The organism is Sphingomonas sp. J315 (genome assembly GCF_024666595.1).
GTDB lineage: Bacteria > Pseudomonadota > Alphaproteobacteria > Sphingomonadales > Sphingomonadaceae > Sphingomonas.
Genome location: NZ_CP088296.1, coordinates 1,811,147 through 1,834,908 on the forward strand (window position 1 = coordinate 1,811,147; position 23,762 = coordinate 1,834,908).

Sequence of the window (23,762 nt, forward strand, 5' to 3'; positions counted from 1 at the left end):
ATCATTCTACAGGTTGAAGCCGCGCACGACGCGGACGCTTCTGTCCGAAACCTCGACCAGCGCGACCGGCGTTTCGCCGTCCAGCGCAAAGTGTTGGCCATCATTCGCGGCAATCCCGGTCAGAACTTTCCCCTGGCGGAGAGCCCCTGCCTGACCGGGTTCGAGGAATAGAGCCGGGATGTCGTCCAGCCCCGCCCTCAGCGGCAGGAGGCAATGTTCAAGGGTGCGGCCCTTAGCGGATTCGGCCAGTTTGTCCAGCGATATCGCCGAATCGAGCGTGAATGGCCCGGCCTTTACGCGCCGGAGCATCGTGACATGGCCGACGCTGCCCAGCGCCAGTGCGATATCGCGGGCGAGGCTGCGGATATAGGTGCCCTTTGACACATGGGCAGTCAGTGTCGCCGAATCGGCATCGGTTTCGCCCAGCGTGAGCGCATGAATCGTCACCGCGCGGGTCGCCAGCGTCACCACCTCTCCCTTTCGCGCAAGGTCATAGGCGCGTTCGCCTTCGACCTTGAGCGCGGAATAAGCGGGCGGCACCTGATCGATCGGCCCGGTAAAGCGTGGCAGGACCGCCGCGATCTGTTCGCGAGTCGGGCGCACGTCCGATTCGGCGACGGCCTTGCCCTCCAGATCGAGCGTGTCGGTCTCCACCCCGAACCGGATCGTGAAGTCGTACACCTTATCACTGTCGAGCATCCGCCCGGCAAGCTTGGTCGCCTCCCCCACCGCGATCGGCAGGACGCCGGTCGCCAGCGGGTCGAGCGTGCCGCCATGCCCAACCTTGGGCAGGTCGCGCAGCTTTGGCCCATAGCCGCTGTCGCGCAGGGCGCGCTTGACCGCGCTGACCCCCTGGGTCGAGCCGAGCCCCAGCGGCTTGTCGAGAATGATCCAGCCATGCATCGGGGTACGCGCCTAGACGGTGAGGTTCACGAGTCCCAGCACGAATCGTGTGATCGCATTGATCATTGGTGCGGCGATCCACTCCCCGACTCGCGCGTGCGGGTCGAGCAGCGGGATCGCCACCACCGTGGCGATCACGGCGAGCACGACCAGCCGTCCGGCGAGCCGCAGCCGCTGCCGCGCGGGGACAGGCAACAGCGCGCTCAATGCCCGGCCCATGTCGAATGGCGGGACCGGCAGCAGGTGAAAACTCGTCATGCACGCATTCGCAAGGATGAAGTTGAACAGATTGCTCGTGACGAGCCAGCCCATGCCTCGCTCGGACATCGTTCCGTCCGAAGCTGCGACCACCGCGCCCAGCGCCATCGCCGCAACCAGCGCCGCGGCAAAGCTCGCCACCGGACCAGCCAGCGCGCTGATCAGCCGCCGCCGCCGCGCCAGCGCATCCTCGCCCAGCGCGAACGGACGGTGACGCGGCCAGCCGAACACCGGTGCGCCGGACAGCGCCAGCGCGATCGGGACGATCACAGTCCCCACCGGATCGACCGCGCGCAAGAAACGGGGCAATCGGCTGGGCATTGGCTCGGGTGCATCGGCTTCGGCGGGCAACCAGCTCGCCACCAGCCGCTGCGCAGCATCATGGAGCAGTACCGCCGCAATCGCGGGTAACGTCCACACGGCCAGCGAATCGACGATCGGCTGCATCATCCCCCCGTCACACACCGTGGCCGAAGGGCGCGCGCGTCTCCACCTGATTCCTTGCGGGCGGCAGTCGCGTAACGGGACGTATTGAACCCTAATCCGCGGCTGCCAGCGCCTCGGTGAAATGCCGTCGACACAGCGCGACATAGCGGTCGTTGCCGCCAATCTCGGTCTGCGCGCCGTCGGCCACGGCGCGGCCCTCCGCATCGACGCGCAGGTTCATCGTCGCCTTGCGCCCGCAGCGGCACACCGACTTGATCTCGACCAGCGCGTCGGACAGCGCGAGCAGCCGCGCCGATCCGGGGAACAGCGCGCCACGGAAATCGGTGCGCAATCCATAGGCGAGCACCGGTATCCCCAGGACATCGGCTACCGCCGCCAGCTGATCCACCTGCGCCCCGCTCAGAAACTGCGCCTCATCGACCAGCACGCAATGCACCGGGCCGTGATCCATCTCGCGCTCGACGTGGAGGCGCAGATCGGTGTCGGCGGCAAATCCTACCGCCTCGGTATCCAGGCCGATCCGCGACGCGATCCGCCCCGCGCCCGATCGATCGTCGAGCGCCGCGGTGAACAGGAGGGTGCGCATGCCGCGCTCGCGATAGTTGAAATCGGCCTGCAACAGCGTGGTCGATTTACCCGCATTCATGCTGGCATAGTAGAAATAGAGCTTGGCCATGGCGCGACCCTAGCGCGGCTCCAGCAAAACGCGATCAGCTTTCCGCATCGCCTTCATCTCCCAGATCCCGCGCCACCTTGGGGTCGCGCAGCAGCTGGTCGATATGGCTGCCCTCGTCGAAGCTCTCGTCGGCCAGAAATTTGAGTTTCGCGGCGTATTTCATCTTCATCCGCCCGGCGACCTCGCGCTGGAGATAGGCGGTGTTGGTGCGCAGCGCCTTGATCACCGCTTCCTCGTCCTTGCCCAGCAGCGGCTTCACGAAGACGGTGGCGTGGCGCAGGTCGGGCGACATGCGCACTTCGGTCACGCTCACCACATGGCTGGTCAGCACATCGTCATGCACCTCCCCGCGCGCGAGGATGTCCGAGAGGATATGGCGCACCTGCTCGCCCACGCGCAGCAGGCGGACGGAGCGGGTCTCGGGCGTGTCGTTGTGCTTCATGAACTCCCTCTCCCCTTCAGGGGAGAGGGCCGGGGAGAGGGGCAGTGCGAGACTGCCGCCGTCCGGCTAAGGGACAGGCCCCTCTCCCAACCCTCTCCCCTGAAGGGGAGAGGGCAATTTGATTACAGCGTCCGTTCGCGCAGCTCGACCTCGAACGTTTCGAGATAGTCGCCCGGCTTGATGTCGGTGAAGTTCTGCGTGAACGTCACACCGCATTCCAGACCCGCGCGGACTTCGGCGACATCGTCCTTGAAGCGGCGCAGTGACGCGATCTCGCCCTGATAGATGATGACGTCGTCGCGCGTGATGCGGGCCTTGAGCGCCTTGCGGATCGCGCCGTCGGTGACCAGCAGACCGGCCGCCTTGCCATGCTTGCCCGCCGAGAAGACCTCGCGGATTTCGGCACGGCCGACCACGGTTTCGAACGCTTCCGGGCCGAGCTGCCCGGCCATGCCGGCGCGGATCTCGTCGGTGAGTTCGTAGATCACGTCATAATATTTGAACGCGACCTTGTGGCGGTCGGCGATCTCGCGCGCCTTGGCGTTCGGACGGACGTTGAAGCCGATGATCGGCGCGCCCGAGGCCGCAGCCGCGTTGACGTCGCTCTCGGTGATGCCGCCCACCCCGGCGTGCAGCACGCGCGCCTTGATGTCGTCGGTGCTGATCTTGTTGATCGCCGCGACGATCGCCTCGACCGTGCCCTGGGTATCCGCCTTGACGACCAGCGGATATTCCATCGCCTGCTTTTCCTTGAGCGCGCTGAACATGCTCTCGAGGCTGGCGGGGGTGTTGGTGGTGCGCTTGTTCTGGATGACGCTGGCGCGATAGGCGGCGACCTCACGGGCGCGCGCTTCGTTCTCGACCACCTGGAGCAGGTCGCCCGCCATCGGCACGCCCGACAGGCCGAGGATCTCGACCGGCATCGACGGGCCCGCTTCCTTGATCTGGCGACCCTTGTCGTCGATCAGCGCACGAACCTTGCCGCTCTCCGCGCCGACGACGAACACGTCGCCGACCTTGAGCGTGCCGCGGGTGACGAGGATCGTCGCGACCGGGCCGCGACCCTTGTCCAGCTTCGCCTCGACCACATTGCCCTCGGCAGCGCGATCGGGATTGGCCTTCAGTTCCATCAGTTCGGCCTGGAGCTGAATCTTCTCGACTAGCTCGTCCAGGCCGGTCTTTTCCTTCGCCGAAACCTCGACATCCTGGGTCTCGCCGCCCATCGCCTCGACCTGGATGTCATGCTCCAGCAGGCGCTCGCGCACGCGCTGGGCATTGGCCTCGGGCTTGTCGATCTTGTTGATCGCGACGATCATCGGAACGCCCGCCGCCTTGGTGTGATTGATCGCCTCGATCGTCTGCGGCATCAGCCCGTCATCGGCGGCGACCACCAGCACGACGATGTCGGTGACGTTCGCGCCGCGCGCGCGCATCTCCGAAAACGCCTCGTGACCCGGAGTGTCGAGGAAGGTGATCTTCGACTTGTCCTTCAGCGTCACCTGATACGCACCGATATGCTGGGTGATGCCACCGGCCTCGCCGCGCACCACATCGGTGCCGCGCAGCGCGTCGAGCAGGCTGGTCTTGCCGTGATCGACATGGCCCATGATCGTCACCACCGGCGGACGCGGCTTCAGCGACTCCTCGGCATCCTCGACCGTGTCGACGGCAAGGTCGATGTCGGAATCGGAGACGCGGACGATGTTGTGGCCGAATTCGGTCACCAGCAGCTCGGCGGTGTCCTGGTCGATCGTCTGGGTCAGCGTGACGGGCATGCCCATCTTGAACAGCGCCTTGACCAGGTCCGCGCCCTTTTCGGCCATGCGGTTGGCGAGTTCGGAAACGGTGATCGCGTCCGGCACCTGGACGTCGCGGACCTGCTTGGCCTGCGGCTCGCGCGGGCCGGAGTGGCGACGTTCCTTGTCACGCGCCCGCTTGAGCGCGGCGAGGCTGCGCGCGCGCGCGCCATCGTCGCCGCCCAGTGCGCGGTTGACGGTCAGTTTGCCGCCGCGACGCTCGTCGCCCTTGCGGTCACGCTGTTGCGGACGCTGTGGCTCGGGCGCACGCGCCGGTGCGCGGTTCGGGCCTAGATTGGCGCTGCGCGGAGCCGCTGCACCGCCACCACTGCTCGCCGGGGCGACAGCTGCGGGAGCGGGTGCCGCCGCCGGTTCGGGCTTGGCCGGCGCGGGGCGCGGGATTTCTGGACGCTGCACCGGCGTGAACCGGCGGGGCGCGGGACGGCTGGGGTCGAGCTGCAGCGCGACCGGCTCGGGGGCCGGCGGTGCGGCTGGCGTGGGCGGCGCAGCAGGTGCAACCGGCTCAGGACGGGCCTCGACGACGGGCTCGGCCTGCGGCTCGACCTTGGGTGCCGCCGCCGCTTCGGCTTCGGCGCGCGCCTTTTCCTCGATCCGGCGCTGCTCTGCCTCAGCCGCTTCGGCACGCTCGCGCTCTTCGCGGCGACGCGCTTCCTCATTGGCCTGCATGCGCTGGTCTTCAGCCTCGCGCAGAAGGCGAGCCTGACGCTCCTGGGCGGTCTCGCCTGCGGGCGCGGCGGAGCGCGGCGCAGGGGCCGGCGGCGGCGGGGCGGCAACCGGCGGCGGCGGGGGCGGCGCAGCCTCTTCAACCGGGGCACCCGTCTGTGGACCCAGCATGCGGCGGCGCTTGACCTCGACCACAACGGTGTTCGAGCGTCCGTGGCTGAAGCTCTGCTTCACCTTGCCGGTCTCGACCGTGCGCTTCAGCCCCAGCGGCTGGCGCATTCCGAGTTTCGGCTTTTCGTTTTCGGTATCGCTCAAGTTTCTGTTCCTGCTTTTCTTCGTCGTTCGTCGGATCGCCGCAAGGCCCGATGCGCCTTGCGAGTGGGTTTCGCAAGGCTATGGGGCCGGGTCGGGTCCGATAAAATGGAGCAGACGGTCGAGTGCATCGCGCACCCGCCCCGCCGCTCTGGGGTCGGTCAGGCCAGCATGTACCACATTTTCGCGGCCAAGCGCCAAGGACAATATGGTGCGCGGAAACGGCAATGTGAACCCCGTGTCGCCCGAACCCTCGCGGTCGGAGCCGACCCGCAATGCCTGATCGAGCTTGCGCGACCCGTCCGCGCCCGCGTCGGACGCATGGAACAGCAGATGAAGCTTGCCCATGCGGCCCGCTTTCTCGATCCGCTCGCCGCCGATCACCACGTGACCAGCCTTGGCTTCCAGTCCCAGCCGATCGAGAAATGCGCGCTCGAGCTGCGCCACAATGCGCGCGCCGAGATCGTCGGGAATATTGAGGTCGCTCGTCTTGAACGCCCGCGCCAGAGCACCGCGCAGCTGCTTGCCGCTGGCGTCAAGCTCGGCGCGGGTCACGCCTATCCACGCACCGCGACCGGGTGCCTTGGCGCGGACATCGGGCAGCACATCGCCATCGGGCGACACGGCAAGCCGGATCAGCCCGTCGCGAGGTTGCCCTTCGCGCGAGAGGATACAGGTGCGGATGGGACCCCCATCCGCACGCTGACCGTCCGTCAGTTCAGCCGGGCGCTCATTGCTCGGAGTCCGCAATTGCGTCCTCCTCGCCGGCCGAAGCCGGTTCTTCATCCGCGAACCAGTGTGCGCGGGCGGCCATGATGATCTCGTTGCCCTGCTCGTCGGTCAAGCCGTACTCGCCGAGCACGCCGCCCTTGTCCTGCTCGCGCATTTCGCGCTGCGGGGCGGCGGGACCGTCGCCACGGCGGCGGGGTTCGGCGCGCTTCTTGGCGACCAGCTCGTCGGTGGCGAGATCGGCGAGGTCGTCGAGCGTCTTGATCCCGGCCTTGCCCAGCGTGACCAGCATCGCTTCGGTCAGATAGGGCATGGTCGCCAGATCGTCCTCGACGCCCAGCGCGCGGCGGGCTTCGCGATTGGCTTCCTCGCGCCGCTCCAGCGCCTCGGCCGCACGACTCTGCAGCTCCTGCGCGAGGTCGTCGTCGAACCCTTCGATGCTCGCCAGCTCGTCGATCTCGACATAGGCGACTTCCTCGAGCTGGCTGAAGCCCTCGGCGACCAGCAGCTGTGCCAGCGTCTCGTCGACGTCCAGCTCGTTCTGGAACATCTCGCTGTTCGCGACGAATTCCTGCTGGCGCTTCTCGCTCGAATCGGTCTCGGTCAGGATGTCGATGGCCTTGCCGGTCAGCTGGCTGGCGAGGCGGACATTCTGGCCGCGACGGCCGATGGCAAGGCTGAGCATGTCGTCGGGGACGACCACTTCGATGCGGTCATCCTCTTCGTCGATGACGACGCGCGCGACATTGGCCGGCTGCAGCGCGTTGACGACGAAGGTCGCGGTATCGGGCGACCAGGGGATGATGTCGATCTTCTCGCCCTGCATCTCCTGCACGACCGCCTGCACGCGGCTGCCCTTCATGCCGACGCACGCGCCGACCGGGTCGATCGAGGAGTCATGCGAGATCACGCCGATCTTGGCGCGCGAACCCGGGTCGCGGGCGGCGGCCTTGATCTCGATGATCCCGTCATAGATTTCGGGGACTTCCTGCGCGAACAGCTTCTTCATGAAGTCGGGATGCGCGCGGCTGAGGAAGATCTGCGGGCCGCGCGTCTCGCGCACGACCTTCAGGATCAGGCTGCGGACGCGGTCGCCGACGCGCACCACTTCGCGCGGAATCTGCGCGTCGCGGCGGATCACGCCCTCGGCGCGGCCCAGATCGACGACGACATGGCCGAACTCGACGCGCTTGACGACGCCGGTGATGATTTCGCCCTGGCGGTCCTTGAACTCTTCATACTGGCGCTCGCGCTCGGCGTCGCGGACCTTCTGGAAGATGATCTGCTTCGATGCCTGCGCCTGGATGCGGCCAAATTCGATCGGAGGCAGCGGATCGACGATGAAGTCGCCGACCTTGGCGTCCTTCTGCAGCTTCTGTGCGCCCTTGAGGTCGACCTGCTTGAAATAGTCATCGACCGCCTCGACCACCTCGACCACGCGCCACAGGCGCAGGTCGCCGGTCATCGGGTCCAGCTTGGCGCGGATGTCGTTCTCGACGCCATAGCGGTTCTTGGCGGCGCGCTCGATCGCGTCCTCCATCGCCTCGATGACGATCGCCTTGTCGATCATCTTCTCGCTCGCCACCGAATTGGCGATGGCAATCAGCTCGGCCTTGTTGGCGGAAATGGCGGTGGCCATCAGTCCTGTTCCTCTGCTTCGAATTCGTCCGCGCCCTCGGTCGAGAGCGGCTTGGTTGCGGCAATCAGCCGGTCGGTAATCATCAGCTTCGCGTCCTCGATGGTCGCGAAGGCGATGTTGTGGGTCAGCCCGTGCCCGTCGGTGATCGCGATCGACTCGCCCTCCACCCCGGCCAGGTCGCCCTTATATTGTTTGCGCCCGTCGATCTTCTCGGTGAGCGTGATGCGCGCCTCATGCCCCTGCCAGTCCGCGAAATCCTTGAGCCGGGTCAGCGGCCGATCGATACCGGGCGAGCTGACCTCGAGCCGATAGGCTTCGGGGATCGGGTCGCGGCCGGCCTCTTCAAGCGCGTCGAGCTGGTCGGAGATGCGGCGCGACAGGTCGGCGCAATCGTCGATGTTCAGCTGGCGGGTGTCGGGCCGCTCGGCCATCACCTGCAGCGTGCGATCGCCCTCGCCGCCGAACAGCTTGACGCGCACCAGGTCGAAGCCGAGCGCACGCGCCTCGGGCTCGATGATTGCGGTCAGGACAGCCAGGTCGGCCACGCGAAAACTCCAAATACGTCGGAAACACCCCATCGCCGCCGGACCCTGTGGGCCCGACCTCGGCAAGGTTTCCAATGTCGAGAACGGTTCCTCTATAGAGCCATGCTGTGCGAACGGCAAGGATTTCGAGTCAGCGGGAGGCGACTCTTTGCGCGCCGTCGCTCTTGGGCGGTCGGGCGAGCGCCGCGACGTCGATCCGTCGCCATTCGGGCTTGCGGCCGAGGCGGGCGTGAAAGCGACTGTTGAAGCGCATCTCGTCGATCAGCTTCGCATCGAGCGATTCGCCATAGGCCGCGCGCACCGCATCGGGAGCATAGCCCATCAGGCGCAGCAGCGTCGGAAACAACTGGTAATGGCTCGCCCGATTGCGGTTCAGCGCAGCAGCGGCGGGCCACATGCCTGTTGCGTCCGCATCGGTCAGCACCGCCAGCGGCACCGCGCCCTCTTCGGGCACGGGGTCGGTGCTGCAATGGGTGTGCACGCCCGATCCACCACGCTCGTTCAAATCCTGGCCGTGATCGGCGGTATAGATCACCGTCGCGCCCTGCAGCGAGCCGGGTGCCAGCAGCCGGTCAAAGAAGCCGCCGACCTTCCACAACAGCGCATTGCGATAGGCGTTGCGATAGAGCTGCCACTGGTCGTCGCTACCGTCGAACCCGTCGCGCTTGCCGGTATCGGCAATGCCCAGGAACCCGCCGCGTGGCAGCGCGGGGCGATGCACCGCGTGACTGTCGGGATATCGGTCGTGCACGGGGAAATGCGCGCCGACCTTGTTGACCAGGATGAACTCGCGCCGACCGTTGGCCAGCAACGCGGCAATGCGATCGGCCGCGGCGATGTCGCGCTGCTCGACGGGCACATCGTCGAACTGGATGAAGGTCGCGATGCGCGCCTGTTCGGCCGCGTCCATTCCGTTCTGCAGCCCCCCGCCGGTGCGCTGCGCATCGATATAGACCGGCGCGAAGCCGGCCTTGCGCGCATAGTCCCAGATCGCCGGGCCGGTTGCATTGAGCTTCATATAGGCCGCGCGCGTGCCGCCGTGACGCAGGGTGAGGTTGGTGCCGAGCGAGCAGTTGGTCACCGATGCCGCGACGCCGAAATTGTGTACCGCGATCCCGGATGGCGGAGTCAGCAGGCCGGAGCGCACCCCGGCGGGGTCGACGAAATCGAGATAGCGCGCGGCAACGCTCTCATCCACGATCAGCACCACGTCGCCGCGTGCCGGCACCGGTCGATGCGCCATCGTCACTGCGCGGCGGGGGCCGCCGCTCACAAGCCCCTCACCGGTCGCAAGCGCGAAATAGGCGATCGGCGTGAACGCCCCGGGCAGACCCCGCGCTCCGTCTCCGCCGCGCACGAACAGGATCGCGACCAGGATCGCGAAGGCACCAGCCGGAACGCCTGCCCAGCGCAGCCGAAGCGCGCCGGGAGAGCGCGGCCTCAACCCGATCCCCGGCAACAACGGCAGCGCCACGAGTGCACCGACCAAAATCCGCGTACCATGTTCGCCCAATGCATCGCCCGCAAACCCGGTCGATCCGGCCAGGTTGAGGAATGCGTCATAGGTCAAATGGTCGCCCAGTGCGCGCTCGCTCGCGCCGATGAACGCCGCGCCCGCGAACAGTGCAAGGGCGACCAGCCAGCGCAACCAGTTCGCATCGAGCCGCGACGCAACCCACAACGCAGCAGCGACCATCGCATAGAGCGCCACATAGCTGATGAGGGACAGTGACAGGCCGAGCGACTCTACCCGCTCGACCAGGGCACCCCAGTCCGCGACCAGATACAGGAGAATCAGCGCCTCCTTGATCGGGAAGCGGCGGAGCGGGTGCATGCTTGTCTCCGTTGACTCGCCCACTCCATGACACGCTACCCGTTGCCATGCCGTAAAGGTCTCGCCGCGCGGGCGCGCGCGTGCAACAAGCAGCCGCTCAATGCGTTGCGCGTTCACCACCGGAGGAATTCATGCGCCTGTTACCGATCGCTGCCATCTCGCTGACCCTGATCGCCTGCACAAGCGCCCAGCCGGGGAACAGCCAGGAAGCGGCAGCCGCGACCGACGGCCTTCCCTTCACCGTGACCCCGGTCGCCGACTTCGACGCGCCTTGGGCGATGACCTTCCTGCCCGATGGCCGGATGCTGGTGACCGAGAAGGTCGGCAAGCTGATCCTGCTGAGCGCCGACGGGCAGACAAAGACCGAAGTCAGCGGCGTTCCGACGGTGGACAGCGTCGGCCAGGGCGCATTCAAGGACATCGTCCTCGCCCCCGATTTCACCACCAGCAAGCGCGTCTATTTCAGCTTCTCCGAGGCCGGGCAGGGTGGCAAGGGCGTGGTGCTCGCCCGCGCGATTCTGGCCGATGGTGCCAGTCCTGCGCTGACCAATGTCGAGCGGCTGTTTCAGGCGACCCCCTATGTCGAGGGCAATGGCCATTATTCGGGCCGCATCGCCTTCGCTCCGGACGGCAAGCATCTGTTCTTCGCCAATGGCGAACGTCAGAAGTTCGAGCCGTCGCAGGATCCGAAGTCCACGCTCGGCAAAATGCTGCGGCTGACCCTCGACGGAAAGCCGGCGGGCGACGCGGGGCTTGCCGCGCGCGGGTTTCACCCGGCGGTCTGGTCCTATGGCCATCGCAACCTGCTCGGCATCGCCTTCGACGCGGAGGGCAATTTGTGGGAGCAGGAAATGGGGCCGAAGGGCGGGGATGAGGTCAATCTGATCCTGCCCGGCCGCAACTACGGCTATCCGATCGTGTCCGACGGCGATCATTATGACGGGCGCGACATTCCCGACCACAAGACCCGGCCGGAGTTCGAGGCACCCAAGGTTTCATGGAACCCGGCAATCTCCCCCGGCGGCCTGATCGTCTATTCGGGCAAGATGTTCCCCCAATGGAAGGGCGATCTGTTCATCGGCGGCCTGTCGAGCCAGGCGCTGGTCCGCGTCGATGTCCGCGGCACCAACGCGGTCAAGGGCGACCAATGGCCGATGGGCGCGCGCATCCGCGAGGTTGAGGAAGGCCCGGATGGCGCGATCTGGCTGCTTGAGGATGGTGGGCGCGGCTCGGAAGGGCGGCTGCTCAAGCTGACGCCCGCGAAAGTGAGCGGGGCAAAATGACCGTCAGGCGCCGGGTCGCGTTCGGCGCCGCCTTGCTCGCCCTCGCCGCGTGCGATTCGGGTGGGGTTGGCGGCGGCGTATCGACACCGGCGCCCAGCCCGACCGCGTCGCCCTCCCCTTCGCCGTCTCCCTCGCCCAGCCCCAGCCCCAGCCCCAGCCCCGCCCCGATCACCGGGGTCCGGACGACTGCGGTCGCGACGTTCGCGTCGCCCTGGGCAATGGTCTTCCTGCCCGATGGTCGCGCCCTGGTGACCGAAAAGGGCGGGACGTTGCGTATCGTGACGCAGACCGGGGTCACGTCCGCAGCCCTAGGCGGCGTTCCCGCGGTCGCGGCGGGCGGCCAGGGTGGCCTGCTCGACGTCGCCTTGCACCCGAATTTTGCGAGCAACGCGCTCGTCTATCTGAGCTTCTCCGAATCGGGCACCGGCGGGTCGGGCCTTGCGGTCGCGCGCGGAACTTTGGTCGAGGATGCGGGCGGTCCGCGCCTGACCGGGGCCAGCACGATCTGGCGCCAGACCCCCAAGGTATCGGGCAGCGGCCATTTCGGCGGGCGCATGGCCTTTGCCCCCGACGGCACGCTCTATGTCACTGCGGGCGAGCGCCAGCGCGGCAGCCCGGCGCAGGACATGGCGCAGACATTGGGCAAGATCATTCGGATCAATGCCGATGGGAGCATCCCCAGTGACAATCCCTTCGTCGCGACCACAGGGGCGCTGACCGAAATCTGGTCGCTCGGCCACCGCAACCCCTATGGCCTCGCCTTCGATGCCTCAGGCCGGCTGTGGGAGCATGAGATGGGACCCGAGGGCGGCGACGAGTTCAACCTCATCACGCGCGGCGGCAATTACGGATGGCCGAACGTCTCCAACGGCCAGGACTATGGCGGGGGCAATATCCCGGACCATGCACCCGGCGACGGCTATGTCGCGCCCCTGCTGTCCTGGACCCCGGTGATCGCGCCGGGCGGAATGATTCTGTATTCGGGCACCCTGTTCGCCGCGTGGCAGGGCGACGCGATCATCGCAGGGCTGGTCAGTCAGGGACTGGTCCGCGTGCGCTTCACCCCGACCAGCGCGAGCGAAATGCAGCGCATCCCGCTCGGCGCGCGCATCCGTGAGGTCGAACAGGGGCCGGACGGCGCGATCTGGGTGCTGGAGGATTCGAGCAGCGGTCGGCTGCTCAGGCTGGTGCCGAACTAATCAGGAAATTCATCCGCGCCGCCGCGACCGGACGCTCGGGATCATCCTGCCACGCGAACGCCTCGACATTGGCGACCCGGTTGCCGAGACGGCTGACCTTGCCCTGTGCGCGCGTCACCTTCTCACGCCCGCCGCGCATGAAATCGACGGTGACGTTGACCGGCTTGATCCGGGACTGCCCGCGCCCGTCCGCCGCCAGCGCGTGTTTGAGCGCTGCGATCGCCGCCATCTCCAGCAATCCCGACAGCGCGCCGCCATGGACGAAGCCGGGGCGCCCCAGCACGCCGCTGCCGAACGGCATCGCCAGCACCGGCGCGCCGTCGCCAGGCTCGATCACAATACCGATCGTCTCGGCATAGGGCGGGAGGGTGAAGCTCATGCCGACGCTTCCATGAACATGAAGGTGCCGGCGACATGCGCGACCGGATCGTTGGGATCGCCATCATGCGCGATGCCGCGCACGAAGCCGACCGATCGGGTGATCCGATAACATTCGCCCCGCCCGATCACCGTCTGCCCAGCCGCTGCCGGGCGCAGATAGTCGACGCGCAGGTCGAGCGTCGCATGCGGCAGGAACCCGCCCCGCTTCATCCACACCGCGACGCTGGTCGCCATGTCGAGCAACGTGATGATCGGCCCCGACGCCAGCACCCCGCGCTCGACATCGCCGATCAGCCGCGAATCGAAGGGCAGCGCCAGCTCGCACCAGTCCGTGCCATGCGCGCGATAGCGGATGCCCAGCGCATCGCCATGTCCGCCGACGCGGCGCGCGAAGAACATTGCAGGGTCGAAGGGCGTCGGTGCCGTCATGGGCAGCGCGCTAGCTGGCGCGCGCCTTCGCCGCAACCCGGGGCACGCCGCAACATAAAGTGGAATTAACTCAGCCCAAGGCCCGCACCGGCCTAGCTTGGGCCTACCAACAATGGGGGACCGACCATGCTGACACTCGCACTGTCCGACATCGCTTCGCTTGGCACCCAGGTCGCGATGCACGGCTCGATCCGCGCCTCCGAAGTCGCCGGGGACGAGATTTTCGAGATGATGGTGGCCATCGTCGTCATCGTTTACGAAGGCTGAAGCCGCGTACGTGTCAACCGCCGCCGCCAACGCCGCCTTTGCAGAGTCGGTTCAACTCGCAATCGCGCCGCGCTTTGCGGGTCTTGCGGATGCCGACGCGGTGCTGGCGGCGGCGCGTGCATTGCTCGCCGACCATGTGTGGATCGCCGATCTGATCGCGCCATTGGTCGACCACTTGCGCACCGATCCGTGGTTTGATCCGGCGCTGCGTTTCACCCGCGATGTCCTGCGCACGGCGGTTGTCCTCGCCGACCTGCCCGAAGTGACGCTGACCGCCAGCGTCACCTCCGCCGCAGCGTTGGCGCAGCTAGCGCTTCCCGCGACGGTAGTGCTGTCGGGCCGTCGCGCGCTCACCCGCTATGTCCGTGCCGACGGGGCGCAAATGCGGCGATGGCGGCTGGCCGACGACGCGCCGCACCGCTGTGTCGAGGTCGCACCACTTCACCTTCGCGATGGCGAACTGATCGCACTCGACGGGGGGCGCGAGGGGCGGCTGATCGTCGCCGCGCCGCGCGATGTCGTCGCGATCACCGCAACCGCCAAGCCGGGAGCCGACGCGCTGATGCACGAATTTTCGACCAGCGATGGCCACCACGTCCGCAGCGCCACCGCCGACGACCGCGCCTCGCGCGCCGAACTACTGCTCGCGCTGCTGCGCGCCAGCGGGCGGAGCGACGCGGCCGACAGTTTCGACGCGATCAGCCGCGACTCTGCGTTTCACCTGCGCTGGGCGGCGATGCGCGAATGGCTGATGCTCGACGCACGCGCGGCGCGGCCCCGGCTCGCGGAGATGGCGGCGAGTGACCCCGATCCCGGGGTACGCAGCGCCGCCGCCCAGACGCTCCAGCGGCTGGACGCACGGATCGCGGCATGACCAGGATCATCGATCCGGGTCCGGGCGGCCCGATGACACTCGACGAACTGGTCGACGCGCTGGAGACGACACCCTTCGATCCGCATGACGAGGAAAGCTTCGCGGCGCTCGGCCCGCTGCTCGCCCGGCTGGGGCGCAATCGCGCCTTCCTCGCCGATCTCGCCATCGCCGAACTCAAGCAGCGCTGCGCCGGGCAGAGCGCCGCCAATGGCTATGGTGCGCAGGTTTTCCTGCTGCGCCCGCCCAATGCCCGCTTCGTGCTGCGCGCCAATTTTTGGCCCTCACATGACGATGGCATCCTCCAGGCGAGCGGGACCGCGCCGTTCGTCTATGGGATGGCGCACGATCACAATTTCCCGTTCCTGACCTATGGCTATCTCGGCCCGGGCTATTGGAGCGATTATTGGGAGCGCGACCCCGATCGCCCCGAGGACCCGATGCGCTTCACCGGACGACGGCGGATCGAGCCAGGGCAGCTGGCGCTCTATCGCATGCGCCGCGACGTCCATGCGCAGCTGCCGCCCGACGCCTTCTCGGTGACGCTCAACATCTTGGGCAGCCACCCATCGCACCGCTGGATCGACCAGTATCGCTTCGACCCGACGACTGGCGGAATCGCCGAAGTGCTCACCACCGCCCCCTCCGAAGGGCTGGCGACGATCGCCGCGCATCTCGGCGGCGGCAACGGGCTCGACCTGATCGACCATCTTGCCCGGCGTCACCCGCATCCCCGGATGCGCGCCACCGCAGTTGCGGCGCTGGCGTCGGCGCGGCCCGGCGATCCGGAGGCGCTGACGCTGATCGCGCGCGCCGTCCCCGACCACCCCGTTTTGGATGCATCTTCGGCAGACAGGGTGCTGCCGGCCCGCGCAATAACATCGGGTGGCCCCGGTGATTCTGTCCGAAGTCGAGATACCGCAGCTTGAGCGCGCGATGCACGCACGTGGCTATGTTCTAAAGATCGGGGCGCTGGAGGTCGGCGACCCGGTGCCCGATCCGGCATCGCATGTCGCAGCAATCCTGTGCCGGTGGCGGACCGGACAGGCGATCGCGGCAGGATCGGTCCCGCGCATCGCACTCGCCAGCAACAGCGCGGCGCTGATCGCCGCACTCGATGCGGGCGCGTCCGACGCCGTCGCGGTGCCGGTCGATCCCGACGAGCTGGCCGCGCGAGTCGACCTCCGCGTGCGCCGACATGCCGCCATCCCGCTCAGTGTCGGTGCGCTGACACTCGATCCGGTCACGCGCACCGTCATCCGATCGGGCAGCCGCATCAGGCTGGTCCCGCGCGAATTCGCACTGCTCCGCTACCTCGCCGAGCACTCCGGCCGCTTCGTCACCCGCGCCGAGCTGCTCGAAGGCGTCTGGAATCTGCACTTCGACCCCGGCACCAATGTCGTCGCGGTGCACGTCTCAAACCTGCGCGCCAAGCTCGACCGGCCCTTCCCGACGGCAATGGTCCAGAGCTGCAAGGGGCTAGGCTATCGCCTCGTTGCTGGTTAACGTCCGCGTCAAGCAAAGCCGAATGGAGCGGATATGACCGAACAGCGCGTGACCATCGACATCGCCAATGGCATCGCCGACGTCCGGCTGGCCCGGCCCGACAAGATGAACGCGCTCGACCCGGCAATGTTCGCCGGGATTGCGGGCGCAATCGACCAGCTGGCCGCGACGCCGGGGCTGCGTGCGGTAGTGCTGTCAGGCGAAGGCAACGCCTTCTGCGCCGGGCTCGACATGGCGAGCATGGCAGGCGGTGGCACCGGGCTCGACATCCATGCGCGCAGCCATGGCGAGGCCAATCTGTTCCAGCAGGTCGCCTGGGGCTGGCGCAACCTGCCCGTCCCCGTCATCGCGGCGGCGCACGGCGTCGCGTTCGGCGGCGGATTTCAGATCCTGTCCGGGGCCGATATCCGCGTCATGGCACCGGATACGCGCTGCTCGATCATGGAGATGAAGTGGGGGATCGTCCCCGACATGGCCGGATTCGCGCTGTGGCGGACGACGGTGCGCGACGATGTGCTGCGCGAGCTGACCTATACCGCGCGCGAATTCCTTGCCGAGGAGGCACTGGCGCTGGGCTTCGTCACCCACATCTCCGACGCGCCCTATGCCGCAGCGATGGACATCGCTGCCGCGATCGCCGCGCGCAACCCTGACGCGATCCGCGCCGCCAAACGCCTCGCCAACCTGTCCGCTGACGCCAGCGCTGGCCCGATCCTCGCCGCCGAGAGCGCCGAACAGGCAAAGCTGCTCCGCTCGCCCAACCAGATGGAGGCAGTGATGGCAAACATGCAGAAGCGCACGCCGAAATTCACCGACTGATACTTCCAATTGATCGCCCCTCACGATAAAGGATCGCCATACCCGATATACGAATGAGAGGATGTCCATGCGCGAAGCCGCGATCGTCTCCACCGCCCGGACGGGCATCGGCAAGGCCTATCGCGGCGCGTTCAACGCGACCGAAGCACCGGTCCTCGCCGGCCATGTGATGAACGCAGCGGTCGAACGCGCGGGGATCGACCCGGCACGGATCGATGACATCTTTTGGGGCGTCGGCAACCAATGGGGTACCCAGGGCGGCAATGCCGGGCGCATGGCGGTGTTCGCCGCCGGGCTGCCGCAAAGCGTTCCCGCCTTCACGCTCGACCGCAAATGCGGATCGGGCCTCACTGCCCTCGCCCTCGCCGCGCGCTCGATCATCGCGGGGGACATCGACGTCGCGCTCTCCGGCGGCATGGAATCGATCAGCTTGACGGTGACCAAGGATGCGCCGCGCTTCGCGAACAAGTCGGTCCTCGCCAACGAGCCGCATGCCTATATGCCGATGATCGAGACCGCCGAGATCGTCGCCGAACGCTATGGCATCAGCCGCGCGGCGCAGGACGCCTATGCCGCACAGAGCCAGCAGCGCGCCGAGGCGGGCCTCGCCAATGGTGCCTTTGCCGAGGAGATCGTTGCCGTAACGGTCGAGAAAGCGCTGTTCGACAAGGAAGGCAACCGCACCGGGACCGAGACGGTCACGGTGACGCAGGACGAGGGTATCCGCCCCGGCACCACCGCCGAAGCGCTCGCCGGACTCAAGACCGTGTGGAAGGACGGGCAGGTCATCAAGGAGGGGCGCCACATCACCGCCGGCAATGCCAGCCAGCTGTCGGACGGCGCGGCGGCGCAGATCGTGATGGATCGCGCCACCGCCCAGGCCGAGGGCAAGGAGATCCTCGGCATCTATCGCGGCTTTCAGGCGGCGGGATGCGGCCCCGACGAAATGGGCATCGGCCCGGTGTTCGCGATCCCGAAGCTGCTCGACCGCGCGGGGCTGTCGGTCGCCGATATCGGGCTGTGGGAGCTTAACGAAGCGTTCGCCAGCCAGTGCCTCTATTGCCGCGACACTCTCGGCATCGACCCCGAGAAGTATAATGTGAACGGCGGCGCGATCGCGATCGGCCATCCGTTCGGGATGACCGGCGCGCGGCTGGTCGGCCATGCGCTGATCGAAGGGCGCAAGCGCGGCGTGCGCTGGGTCGTGGTGTCGATGTGCACCGCGGGCGGCATGGGCGCGGCAGGGTTGTTCGAGATCGTCTGACCCCTTCGACATCGCCGAAACGCTTCGCTAGACGGCGCACATGCTTCTCCGTCTCGGTACCCGCGCGTCGCCGCTCGCTCTCATTCAGGCCAATATGGTCCGCGACGCGCTGCTCGCAGCGCATGGCTGGTCGCCCGACGCGATCGAGATCGTACCGATCCGCACCACCGGCGACAGAGTGCAGGACCGCCCGCTCGCCGAGATCGGCGGCAAGGCGTTGTGGACCAAGGAACTGGACCGGGCGCTGCTCGACCGCGCGATCGACCTTGCGGTGCATTCGATGAAGGATGTCGAAACGATCCGGCCCGACACGATCGCGGTCGCGGCGATGCTCCCGCGCGCCGATGTCCGCGACCGGCTGATCGGCGCGGCATCGATCGACGCGCTGCCGCATGGCGCGCGCATCGGTACGAGCTCGCCGCGTCGCGCGGCGCAGTTGCGTCGCCTGCGCCCCGATCTCGCCATCGTTCCCTTGCGCGGCAATGTCGACACACGCCGTGCCAAGGTCGCCGCGGGCGAGGCGGACGCGACGCTGCTCGCCGCAGCGGGCCTCGAACGGCTGGGCTATGCCGATATCGGTGTGGCGATCGACGTCGATCTGCTGCTCCCCGCCCCGTCGCAGGGCGCAGTCGGGATCGAGGTGCGCGCCGAGGACGCCGCGACCCGCAGCCAGGTCGCGGCGATCGGCGACGCCGCCACCGAACGCTGTGTCTGGGCCGAGCGTGCCCTGCTCGCCGCGCTCGGCGGCGATTGCCACTCGCCGATCGCCGCGCTTGCGACACTCGAGGAGGACGGGCTGCGTCTTCGCGCCGAAATCCTGAATGCGGACGGGTCCGAGCATGTCGGGGTCGAGCGCCGCAGCCTTCACGGCACGGCCCAGGAGGCCGTCGCGCTCGCGCAGGCACTGCTCGGTCGCGCCTCGCCCCAACTGCGCCGCATGTTCGGGCATTGACGCGACCGATCGCCATCTTGCGCCCCGCGCCGGGCAGCGACGCCACCGCGAGTCGGGTGCGCGACGTCGGGCTCGACCCGTTGCTGGTGCCGCTGTTCAAGGTGGTCCCGCTTGACTGGACGCCGCCCGACCCTGCCGAATTCGGCGCGCTGTTGCTGACCAGCGCCAATGCAGCGCGTTACGCCGGTGACGGACTCACCATGCTCGCTCGGCTGCCGGTGCTGGCGGTGGGGCCGCAGACCGGGCGCGCTGCGGAGCACGCCGGGCTTCGCGTCGTCGAATGCGGCAGTCGGGGCGTCGCCGCCTTGTTGGCACGCCAGCCGATGTGCCAGCGGGTATTGTGGCTGTCCGGGCGCGACCGGATGACGATCGAGCATCCGGCGATCCGCGCGGTCATCCCGGTCTATGCCAATGAGGGGGTCGATCTGACCCGTGACGCCGCGATGCGGTTGCCGGGCAGCGTCGCGCTTGTCCATTCGGCGCGCGCAACCCGTCAGCTCGCGGCCCAGCTCGATGCACACGGCATCGCGCGCAATTGCGTGCGGATCGCGGCGATCAGCGCCCGCGCCGCCGACGCCGACGGGCGCGGATGGGACCGGGTCGCAATCGCCGCCGAGCCCAACGACACCGCATTGATCGCCGCCGCACACCGGCTGGCGATTGACCCCTGATCGCTTCGGGAGAATAAGCAACCCATGACCCCCGACGCCCCGGTTCCCACCGCCCCCACGCGCGGCAATCCCATGATGATGATCCTGGGCGCGGTGCTGGTCGCCTTCGTCACCGGCCTCGCAGTGATGGCCGTGGTGTTCCGCGCCGGCGACTGGTGGGGCCAGGCCGCGACCGCGCCCGTTGCCGTCGTTCAGCCGCCGATCTCCGCCGCTCCCATTGCGGCTCCGGGAATGGATGTCGCCACGCTCGCCGCGCGCGAGCAGGTTCTTGCCGCCCGGCTCGAATCGCTCGATGCCAGACTGAAGGCGACCGACGCCGATGCGCGCGTCGCGGCAAGCTATGCCGGGCGGGCCGAGGCGATGATGCTGGTGTTCGGCGCGCGCCGCGCGCTCGAACGCGGACAGGAGCTGGGAATCATCGCGGGTGAGCTGCGTCGCCGCCTGGGCGGGGCCGCGCCCGAAGCGGTCGCGACCGTCATCGCCGCCTCGGGCGAGCCGATCACGCTGGAGGATCTGCGCGTCGCGTTCGACCAGATCGCGCCGCGCCTCTCCACTTCTCAGCCCGATGACGGCTGGTTGAGCGCGATCCAGCGCGAACTCGCCACGCTGGTGATCATCCGCAAGCAGGACGCCCCCAGCCCCCCACCCGCGCGAACGGCTGGCGCGCGCACGGCGCCTGCTGGGGCAGGGGCATGTCGAGGCAGCTCTGGCCGAAGTCTCGCGCTTGCCCGGCGCGCAGGGCGCGGAAAGCTGGATGGCGGCGGCGGGCCGCTACATCGCGACGCGACGCGCGCTCGACACGCTCGAAACTGCTGCGATCGAGGGGAAGGCCCAACCCGTCCCCGGCGCAGCCAGCCCCGCTTCGCCAGTACAAAAAACCGTTCAGGGAGAGTAAGATGGCCGCCATGGGCCGGTTCGACTGGCAGGATCCGTTCGCGCTCGACGCGCAGCTGACCGACGAAGAGCGGATGGTCCGCGACGCGGCGCGCGCCTATGCGCAGGAGCAGCTGCTGCCGCGCGTCACCCGCGCATTCCTCGACGAGAATTTCGACCGCGAGATCATGTCGGAGATGGGCCAGCTCGGCCTGCTCGGCCCGACCATCCCCGAAACCTATGGCGGCGCGGGCCTTGGCTATGTCGCCTATGGCCTGGTGGCGCGCGAGGTCGAGGCGGTCGATTCGGGCTATCGCAGCGCGATGAGCGTGCAGTCGAGCCTGGTGATGCACCCGATCCACGCCTATGGCACCGAGGAGCAGAAGCGGAAGTACCTGCCCAAGCTCGCCAGCGGCGAATGGGTCGGATGCTTCGGTCTGACCGAGCCCGATGCCGGCAGCGACCCCGGCGGAATGCGCACCCGCGCGGCCAAGATCGACGGTGGCTACCGCCTGACCGGATCGAAGATGTGGATCACCAATTCGCCGATCGCCGATGTCTTCGTCGTCTGGGCAAAGAGCGAGGCGCATGGTGGCGGGATCAAGGGCTTTGTCCTCGAAAAGGGCATGAAGGGTCTGTCCACGCCGAAGATCGAGGGCAAGCTGTCCTTGCGCGCATCGATCACCGGCGAGATCGTGATGGACGGCGTCGAGGTGAGCGAGGACGCGCTGCTCCCCGAGGTTCAGGGGCTGAAGGGACCGTTCGGCTGCCTCAACCGCGCGCGCTACGGCATCGCCTGGGGCACGATGGGCGCGGCGGAGGCCTGCTTCCACGCGGCGCGCCAGTACACGCTCGACCGCGCCCAATTCGGCCGCCCGCTCGCCGCGACCCAGCTGGTGCAATTGAAGCTCGCCAATATGGAGACCGAAATCGCGCTCGGCCTTCAGGCAGCGCTGCGCGCGGGCCGCATGTTCGACGAAGGCAGCCTCGCCCCGGAAGCGATCAGCATCATCAAGCGCAACAATTGCGGGAAGGCGCTCGATATCGCCCGGGTCGCGCGCGACATGCATGGCGGCAACGGCATCTCCGCCGAATTCCATGTGATGCGCCACGCGATCAACCTCGAAACCGTCAACACCTATGAGGGCACGCACGACGTCCACGGCCTGATCCTCGGCCGCGCGATCACCGGGATCGCCGCGTTCTGATGTGCAGTTCAGCTCCGCTGAACTGGGCGGCTTTCAGCCCGCTCCCCACCCGGCCTCCCACAGCGTATCCTGAATGGGAGGCCGGGTGGGGGGAGCGGGCTGGTGCCGGTCCGGCGCAGCCGGACACCCAAGCAATGACGCCGGATCGGCAGCCGACACTGCACGGCGAGTTGGTCACAATTCGCCCGCTTGTTGCGGAGGATTGGGACGCCCTCTTCGCCGTCGCCTCCGACCCGCTGATCTGGGAACTCCACCCTGCCAACGACCGCTGGCAGGAGCCGGTGTTCCGCAAATTCTTCGCCGAGGCACTCGCGTGCAGCGGGGGACTTGCGATCCTCGACAAGGCGACCGGCGCGGTGATCGGCTCCAGTCGCTACGATTATTGGGTTCCTGAAGACGACGAGATCGAGATCGGTTGGACCTTCATATCTCGCGCCTATTGGGGCGGCACCTACAACCGCGAAATCAAGCGGCTGATGCTCGACCATATCCACCGCTTCGTGAACCGTGTGGTGTTCCTCGTCGGACAGGACAATCTCCGATCACGCGGCGCGATGGAGAAGATCGGCGGACGTCTGATCCCGGGCCGCACCCATCGCGGCGGCGGGAAATCCTTCCCCGACCATGTCGTGTACGAGATTTGCCGCGCATGAAACCGCTCGCCGGGATCAAGGTTGTCGAACTCGCCCGGATTCTCGCCGGACCGTGGTGCGGACAGCTGCTCGCCGATCTCGGCGCTGAGGTGATCAAGGTCGAGCGTCCGGGTGCTGGCGACGACACCCGCCACTGGGGCCCGCCCTTCCTGCATGACGCCGATGGGGTCAGCCGCGACGCCGCCTATTATCACGCGGCCAATCGCGGAAAGACCGCGCGCTTCATCGACATCGCGACGCCCGAAGGTCAGGCTGAAGTCCGCGCGCTAGTGGCCGAATCCGATGTCGTGATCGAAAACTACAAGGTCGGCGGCCTCGTCAAATACGGCCTCGATCATGCCAGCCTCAGCACGATCAACCCGCGCCTGATCACCTGCTCGATTACCGGCTTCGGCCAAACCGGCCCCTATGCGCACCGCGCCGGATATGACTTCATCATTCAGGGAATGGGCGGGATCATGTCGCTGACCGGCGAGCCCGACGGCGCACCGCAAAAGGCGGGGATCGCCTATGCCGACATCTTCACCGGCGTCTATTCCGCCGTCGCGATCCTCGCTGCTTTGCGCCAGCGCGATGCGACGGGAGTTGGCGCGCATATCGACATGGCGCTGCTCGACACCCAGGTCGCGGTGCTCGCCAATCAGGCGCTCAACTGGATGGCCAACCCGGCAAAGGTGCCGCACCGCATGGGCAACGGCCACGCCAACCTCGCCCCCTATCAGGCGTTCACCGCCAGCGACGGCGACCTGATCATCGCGGTCGGCAATGACGGGCAATTCCGAAAGCTGTGCAGCGTTCTCGGCCTCACCCTCGCCGAAGACCCCGATTTCGCGACCAACCCGGCACGCGTGCGCAACCGCGCCCGCCTGATCGCGCCGCTTCAGGCGGCGGTGGCAGGCTGGACCAAACAGGCACTGTCCGACGCGCTCGAGGCACAGGGGGTGCCCGCCGGGCCGATCAACACCGTGGACGAGGTGTTCGCCGACCCGCAGGTGATCGCGCGCGGCATGGCGATCATGGCGCAGGGGCTCCCGGGAGTCGCCAGCCCGATCGTGATCGACGACCAGCGCATGGTCAGCGACCGCGCCAGCCCCGCACGCCCTGTGGAGGACTGAGCTGCC

Annotated in this window: 25 protein-coding genes; 14 read left to right on the forward strand and 11 right to left on the reverse strand. The window is 67.7% G+C overall.

The genetic code is table 11. From position 1 onward, the window contains the following. Positions 1–6: 6 nt before the first annotated feature. The 9 genes from truB to LRS08_RS09350 all read right to left on the reverse strand — a co-directional run bounded on the left by truB (position 7) and on the right by LRS08_RS09350 (position 10,265). Positions 7–903: a tRNA pseudouridine(55) synthase TruB gene (gene truB / locus LRS08_RS09310; RefSeq protein ID WP_260481591.1), complete on the reverse strand. Its 897-nt coding sequence runs from the start codon at positions 901–903 to the stop codon at positions 7–9. Positions 904–915: 12 nt separating this feature from the next. Then, entirely contained in the window at positions 916–1,611 is a 696-nt protein-coding gene (locus tag LRS08_RS09315) for a hypothetical protein (RefSeq protein WP_260481592.1), read from the reverse strand. Positions 1,612–1,699: 88 nt separating this feature from the next. Further along, positions 1,700–2,284 (reverse strand): thymidine kinase, encoded by a 585-nt coding sequence (locus LRS08_RS09320; RefSeq protein WP_257843930.1) that lies wholly within the window; start codon positions 2,282–2,284, stop codon positions 1,700–1,702. Positions 2,285–2,318: 34 nt separating this feature from the next. Beyond that, positions 2,319–2,726 carry a 30S ribosome-binding factor RbfA gene (gene rbfA / locus LRS08_RS09325; protein ID WP_257843929.1) on the reverse strand — a complete coding sequence of 136 codons (408 nt, stop codon included), beginning with the start codon at positions 2,724–2,726 and terminating at the stop codon, positions 2,319–2,321. Positions 2,727–2,848: 122 nt separating this feature from the next. After that, entirely contained in the window at positions 2,849–5,521 is a 2,673-nt protein-coding gene (infB, locus tag LRS08_RS09330; RefSeq protein ID WP_257843928.1) for a translation initiation factor IF-2, read from the reverse strand. 78 nt (positions 5,522–5,599) lie between these two features. Further along, positions 5,600–6,268: a DUF448 domain-containing protein gene (locus tag LRS08_RS09335; RefSeq protein WP_260481593.1), complete on the reverse strand. Its 669-nt coding sequence runs from the start codon at positions 6,266–6,268 to the stop codon at positions 5,600–5,602. Further along, positions 6,249–7,886, reverse strand: a complete 1,638-nt coding sequence (gene nusA / locus LRS08_RS09340; RefSeq protein WP_257843927.1) for a transcription termination factor NusA — start codon at positions 7,884–7,886, stop codon at positions 6,249–6,251. The genes LRS08_RS09335 and nusA overlap by 20 nt, the downstream gene beginning before the upstream one ends. Further along, positions 7,886–8,431: a ribosome maturation protein RimP gene (gene rimP, locus LRS08_RS09345; protein WP_257843926.1), complete on the reverse strand. Its 546-nt coding sequence runs from the start codon at positions 8,429–8,431 to the stop codon at positions 7,886–7,888. The genes nusA and rimP overlap by 1 nt, the downstream gene beginning before the upstream one ends. Before the next feature lie 130 nt (positions 8,432–8,561). Continuing rightward, complete coding sequence (locus LRS08_RS09350) at positions 8,562–10,265, reverse strand: sulfatase-like hydrolase/transferase (RefSeq protein ID WP_257843925.1); 1,704 nt, start codon at positions 10,263–10,265, stop codon at positions 8,562–8,564. 131 nt (positions 10,266–10,396) lie between these two features. On the opposite strand from LRS08_RS09350, the gene LRS08_RS09355 reads away from it, so the two are divergent. Further along, positions 10,397–11,548: a PQQ-dependent sugar dehydrogenase gene (locus tag LRS08_RS09355; protein WP_257843924.1), complete on the forward strand. Its 1,152-nt coding sequence runs from the start codon at positions 10,397–10,399 to the stop codon at positions 11,546–11,548. Further along, a complete protein-coding gene (locus LRS08_RS09360) occupies positions 11,545–12,747 on the forward strand; it encodes a PQQ-dependent sugar dehydrogenase (RefSeq protein ID WP_257843923.1) in 1,203 nt (400 codons plus the stop codon). Before LRS08_RS09355 ends, LRS08_RS09360 begins: the two co-directional genes overlap by 4 nt. Here the strand turns inward: LRS08_RS09360 and LRS08_RS09365 are convergent. Together LRS08_RS09365 and LRS08_RS09370 are read right to left on the reverse strand one after the other, a co-directional pair. After that, entirely contained in the window at positions 12,728–13,126 is a 399-nt protein-coding gene (locus LRS08_RS09365) for a PaaI family thioesterase (RefSeq protein WP_257843922.1), read from the reverse strand. The genes LRS08_RS09360 and LRS08_RS09365 overlap by 20 nt on opposite strands. Further along, the gene (locus LRS08_RS09370) at positions 13,123–13,557 is read right to left on the reverse strand and encodes a PaaI family thioesterase (protein ID WP_257843921.1); all 435 of its coding nucleotides are present in this window, start codon (positions 13,555–13,557) and stop codon (positions 13,123–13,125) included. The genes LRS08_RS09365 and LRS08_RS09370 overlap by 4 nt, the downstream gene beginning before the upstream one ends. A gap of 126 nt (positions 13,558–13,683) precedes the next feature. On the opposite strand from LRS08_RS09370, the gene LRS08_RS09375 reads away from it, so the two are divergent. From LRS08_RS09375 to LRS08_RS09430, 12 genes are all read left to right on the forward strand, one after another. Then, entirely contained in the window at positions 13,684–13,824 is a 141-nt protein-coding gene (locus tag LRS08_RS09375) for a hypothetical protein (protein ID WP_257843919.1), read from the forward strand. Positions 13,825–13,834: 10 nt separating this feature from the next. After that, positions 13,835–14,698, forward strand: coding sequence for a hypothetical protein (locus LRS08_RS09380; RefSeq protein ID WP_257843918.1), 864 nt, complete (start codon positions 13,835–13,837; stop codon positions 14,696–14,698). Next, positions 14,695–15,624 (forward strand): transposase, encoded by a 930-nt coding sequence (locus LRS08_RS09385; protein WP_257843917.1) that lies wholly within the window; start codon positions 14,695–14,697, stop codon positions 15,622–15,624. Before LRS08_RS09380 ends, LRS08_RS09385 begins: the two co-directional genes overlap by 4 nt. Then, entirely contained in the window at positions 15,590–16,201 is a 612-nt protein-coding gene (locus LRS08_RS09390) for a winged helix-turn-helix domain-containing protein (protein ID WP_257843916.1), read from the forward strand. Before LRS08_RS09385 ends, LRS08_RS09390 begins: the two co-directional genes overlap by 35 nt. Positions 16,202–16,234: 33 nt before the next feature. Continuing rightward, positions 16,235–17,020, forward strand: coding sequence for a crotonase/enoyl-CoA hydratase family protein (locus LRS08_RS09395; RefSeq protein WP_257843915.1), 786 nt, complete (start codon positions 16,235–16,237; stop codon positions 17,018–17,020). A 67-nt stretch (positions 17,021–17,087) separates the two neighbouring features. Next, on the forward strand, positions 17,088–18,284 hold the full coding sequence (locus LRS08_RS09400) for an acetyl-CoA C-acyltransferase (protein WP_257843914.1): 1,197 nt from the start codon (positions 17,088–17,090) through the stop codon (positions 18,282–18,284). 40 nt (positions 18,285–18,324) lie between these two features. Further along, positions 18,325–19,236 carry a hydroxymethylbilane synthase gene (gene hemC, locus LRS08_RS09405; protein WP_257843913.1) on the forward strand — a complete coding sequence of 304 codons (912 nt, stop codon included), beginning with the start codon at positions 18,325–18,327 and terminating at the stop codon, positions 19,234–19,236. Continuing rightward, a complete protein-coding gene (locus LRS08_RS09410; RefSeq protein WP_257843912.1) occupies positions 19,233–19,907 on the forward strand; it encodes a uroporphyrinogen-III synthase in 675 nt (224 codons plus the stop codon). The genes hemC and LRS08_RS09410 overlap by 4 nt, the downstream gene beginning before the upstream one ends. Positions 19,908–19,931: 24 nt before the next feature. After that, positions 19,932–20,861 (forward strand): hypothetical protein, encoded by a 930-nt coding sequence (locus LRS08_RS09415; RefSeq protein ID WP_260481594.1) that lies wholly within the window; start codon positions 19,932–19,934, stop codon positions 20,859–20,861. After that, a complete protein-coding gene (locus tag LRS08_RS09420; RefSeq protein ID WP_257843909.1) occupies positions 20,804–21,988 on the forward strand; it encodes an acyl-CoA dehydrogenase in 1,185 nt (394 codons plus the stop codon). The genes LRS08_RS09415 and LRS08_RS09420 overlap by 58 nt, the downstream gene beginning before the upstream one ends. Before the next feature lie 134 nt (positions 21,989–22,122). Then, a complete protein-coding gene (locus tag LRS08_RS09425; protein WP_257843908.1) occupies positions 22,123–22,641 on the forward strand; it encodes a GNAT family N-acetyltransferase in 519 nt (172 codons plus the stop codon). Further along, positions 22,638–23,756: a CaiB/BaiF CoA transferase family protein gene (locus LRS08_RS09430; RefSeq protein WP_257843907.1), complete on the forward strand. Its 1,119-nt coding sequence runs from the start codon at positions 22,638–22,640 to the stop codon at positions 23,754–23,756. Before LRS08_RS09425 ends, LRS08_RS09430 begins: the two co-directional genes overlap by 4 nt. Positions 23,757–23,762: the final 6 nt, after the last annotated feature.

Bases quoted from the DNA above. Each gene is read 5' to 3' on its own strand.
- LRS08_RS09315 (WP_260481592.1), bottom strand. From the start codon at position 1,611: ATGATGCAGCCGATCGTCGATTCGCTGGCCGTGTGGACGTTACCCGCG.
- LRS08_RS09415 (WP_260481594.1), top strand. From the start codon at position 19,932: ATGACCCCCGACGCCCCGGTTCCCACCGCCCCCACGCGCGGCAATCCC.
- LRS08_RS09400 (WP_257843914.1), top strand. From the start codon at position 17,088: ATGCGCGAAGCCGCGATCGTCTCCACCGCCCGGACGGGCATCGGCAAG.
- LRS08_RS09395 (WP_257843915.1), top strand. From the start codon at position 16,235: ATGACCGAACAGCGCGTGACCATCGACATCGCCAATGGCATCGCCGAC.
- LRS08_RS09420 (WP_257843909.1), top strand. From the start codon at position 20,804: ATGGCCGCCATGGGCCGGTTCGACTGGCAGGATCCGTTCGCGCTCGAC.
- LRS08_RS09360 (WP_257843923.1), top strand. From the start codon at position 11,545: ATGACCGTCAGGCGCCGGGTCGCGTTCGGCGCCGCCTTGCTCGCCCTC.
- nusA (WP_257843927.1), bottom strand. From the start codon at position 7,886: ATGGCCACCGCCATTTCCGCCAACAAGGCCGAGCTGATTGCCATCGCC.
- LRS08_RS09350 (WP_257843925.1), bottom strand. From the start codon at position 10,265: ATGCACCCGCTCCGCCGCTTCCCGATCAAGGAGGCGCTGATTCTCCTG.
- LRS08_RS09430 (WP_257843907.1), top strand. From the start codon at position 22,638: ATGAAACCGCTCGCCGGGATCAAGGTTGTCGAACTCGCCCGGATTCTC.
- LRS08_RS09385 (WP_257843917.1), top strand. From the start codon at position 14,695: ATGACCAGGATCATCGATCCGGGTCCGGGCGGCCCGATGACACTCGAC.
- rbfA (WP_257843929.1), bottom strand. From the start codon at position 2,726: ATGAAGCACAACGACACGCCCGAGACCCGCTCCGTCCGCCTGCTGCGC.
- LRS08_RS09365 (WP_257843922.1), bottom strand. From the start codon at position 13,126: ATGAGCTTCACCCTCCCGCCCTATGCCGAGACGATCGGTATTGTGATC.
- LRS08_RS09370 (WP_257843921.1), bottom strand. From the start codon at position 13,557: ATGACGGCACCGACGCCCTTCGACCCTGCAATGTTCTTCGCGCGCCGC.
- LRS08_RS09320 (WP_257843930.1), bottom strand. From the start codon at position 2,284: ATGGCCAAGCTCTATTTCTACTATGCCAGCATGAATGCGGGTAAATCG.
- LRS08_RS09425 (WP_257843908.1), top strand. From the start codon at position 22,123: ATGACGCCGGATCGGCAGCCGACACTGCACGGCGAGTTGGTCACAATT.
- truB (WP_260481591.1), bottom strand. From the start codon at position 903: ATGCATGGCTGGATCATTCTCGACAAGCCGCTGGGGCTCGGCTCGACC.
- LRS08_RS09355 (WP_257843924.1), top strand. From the start codon at position 10,397: ATGCGCCTGTTACCGATCGCTGCCATCTCGCTGACCCTGATCGCCTGC.
- hemC (WP_257843913.1), top strand. From the start codon at position 18,325: ATGCTTCTCCGTCTCGGTACCCGCGCGTCGCCGCTCGCTCTCATTCAG.
- LRS08_RS09375 (WP_257843919.1), top strand. From the start codon at position 13,684: ATGCTGACACTCGCACTGTCCGACATCGCTTCGCTTGGCACCCAGGTC.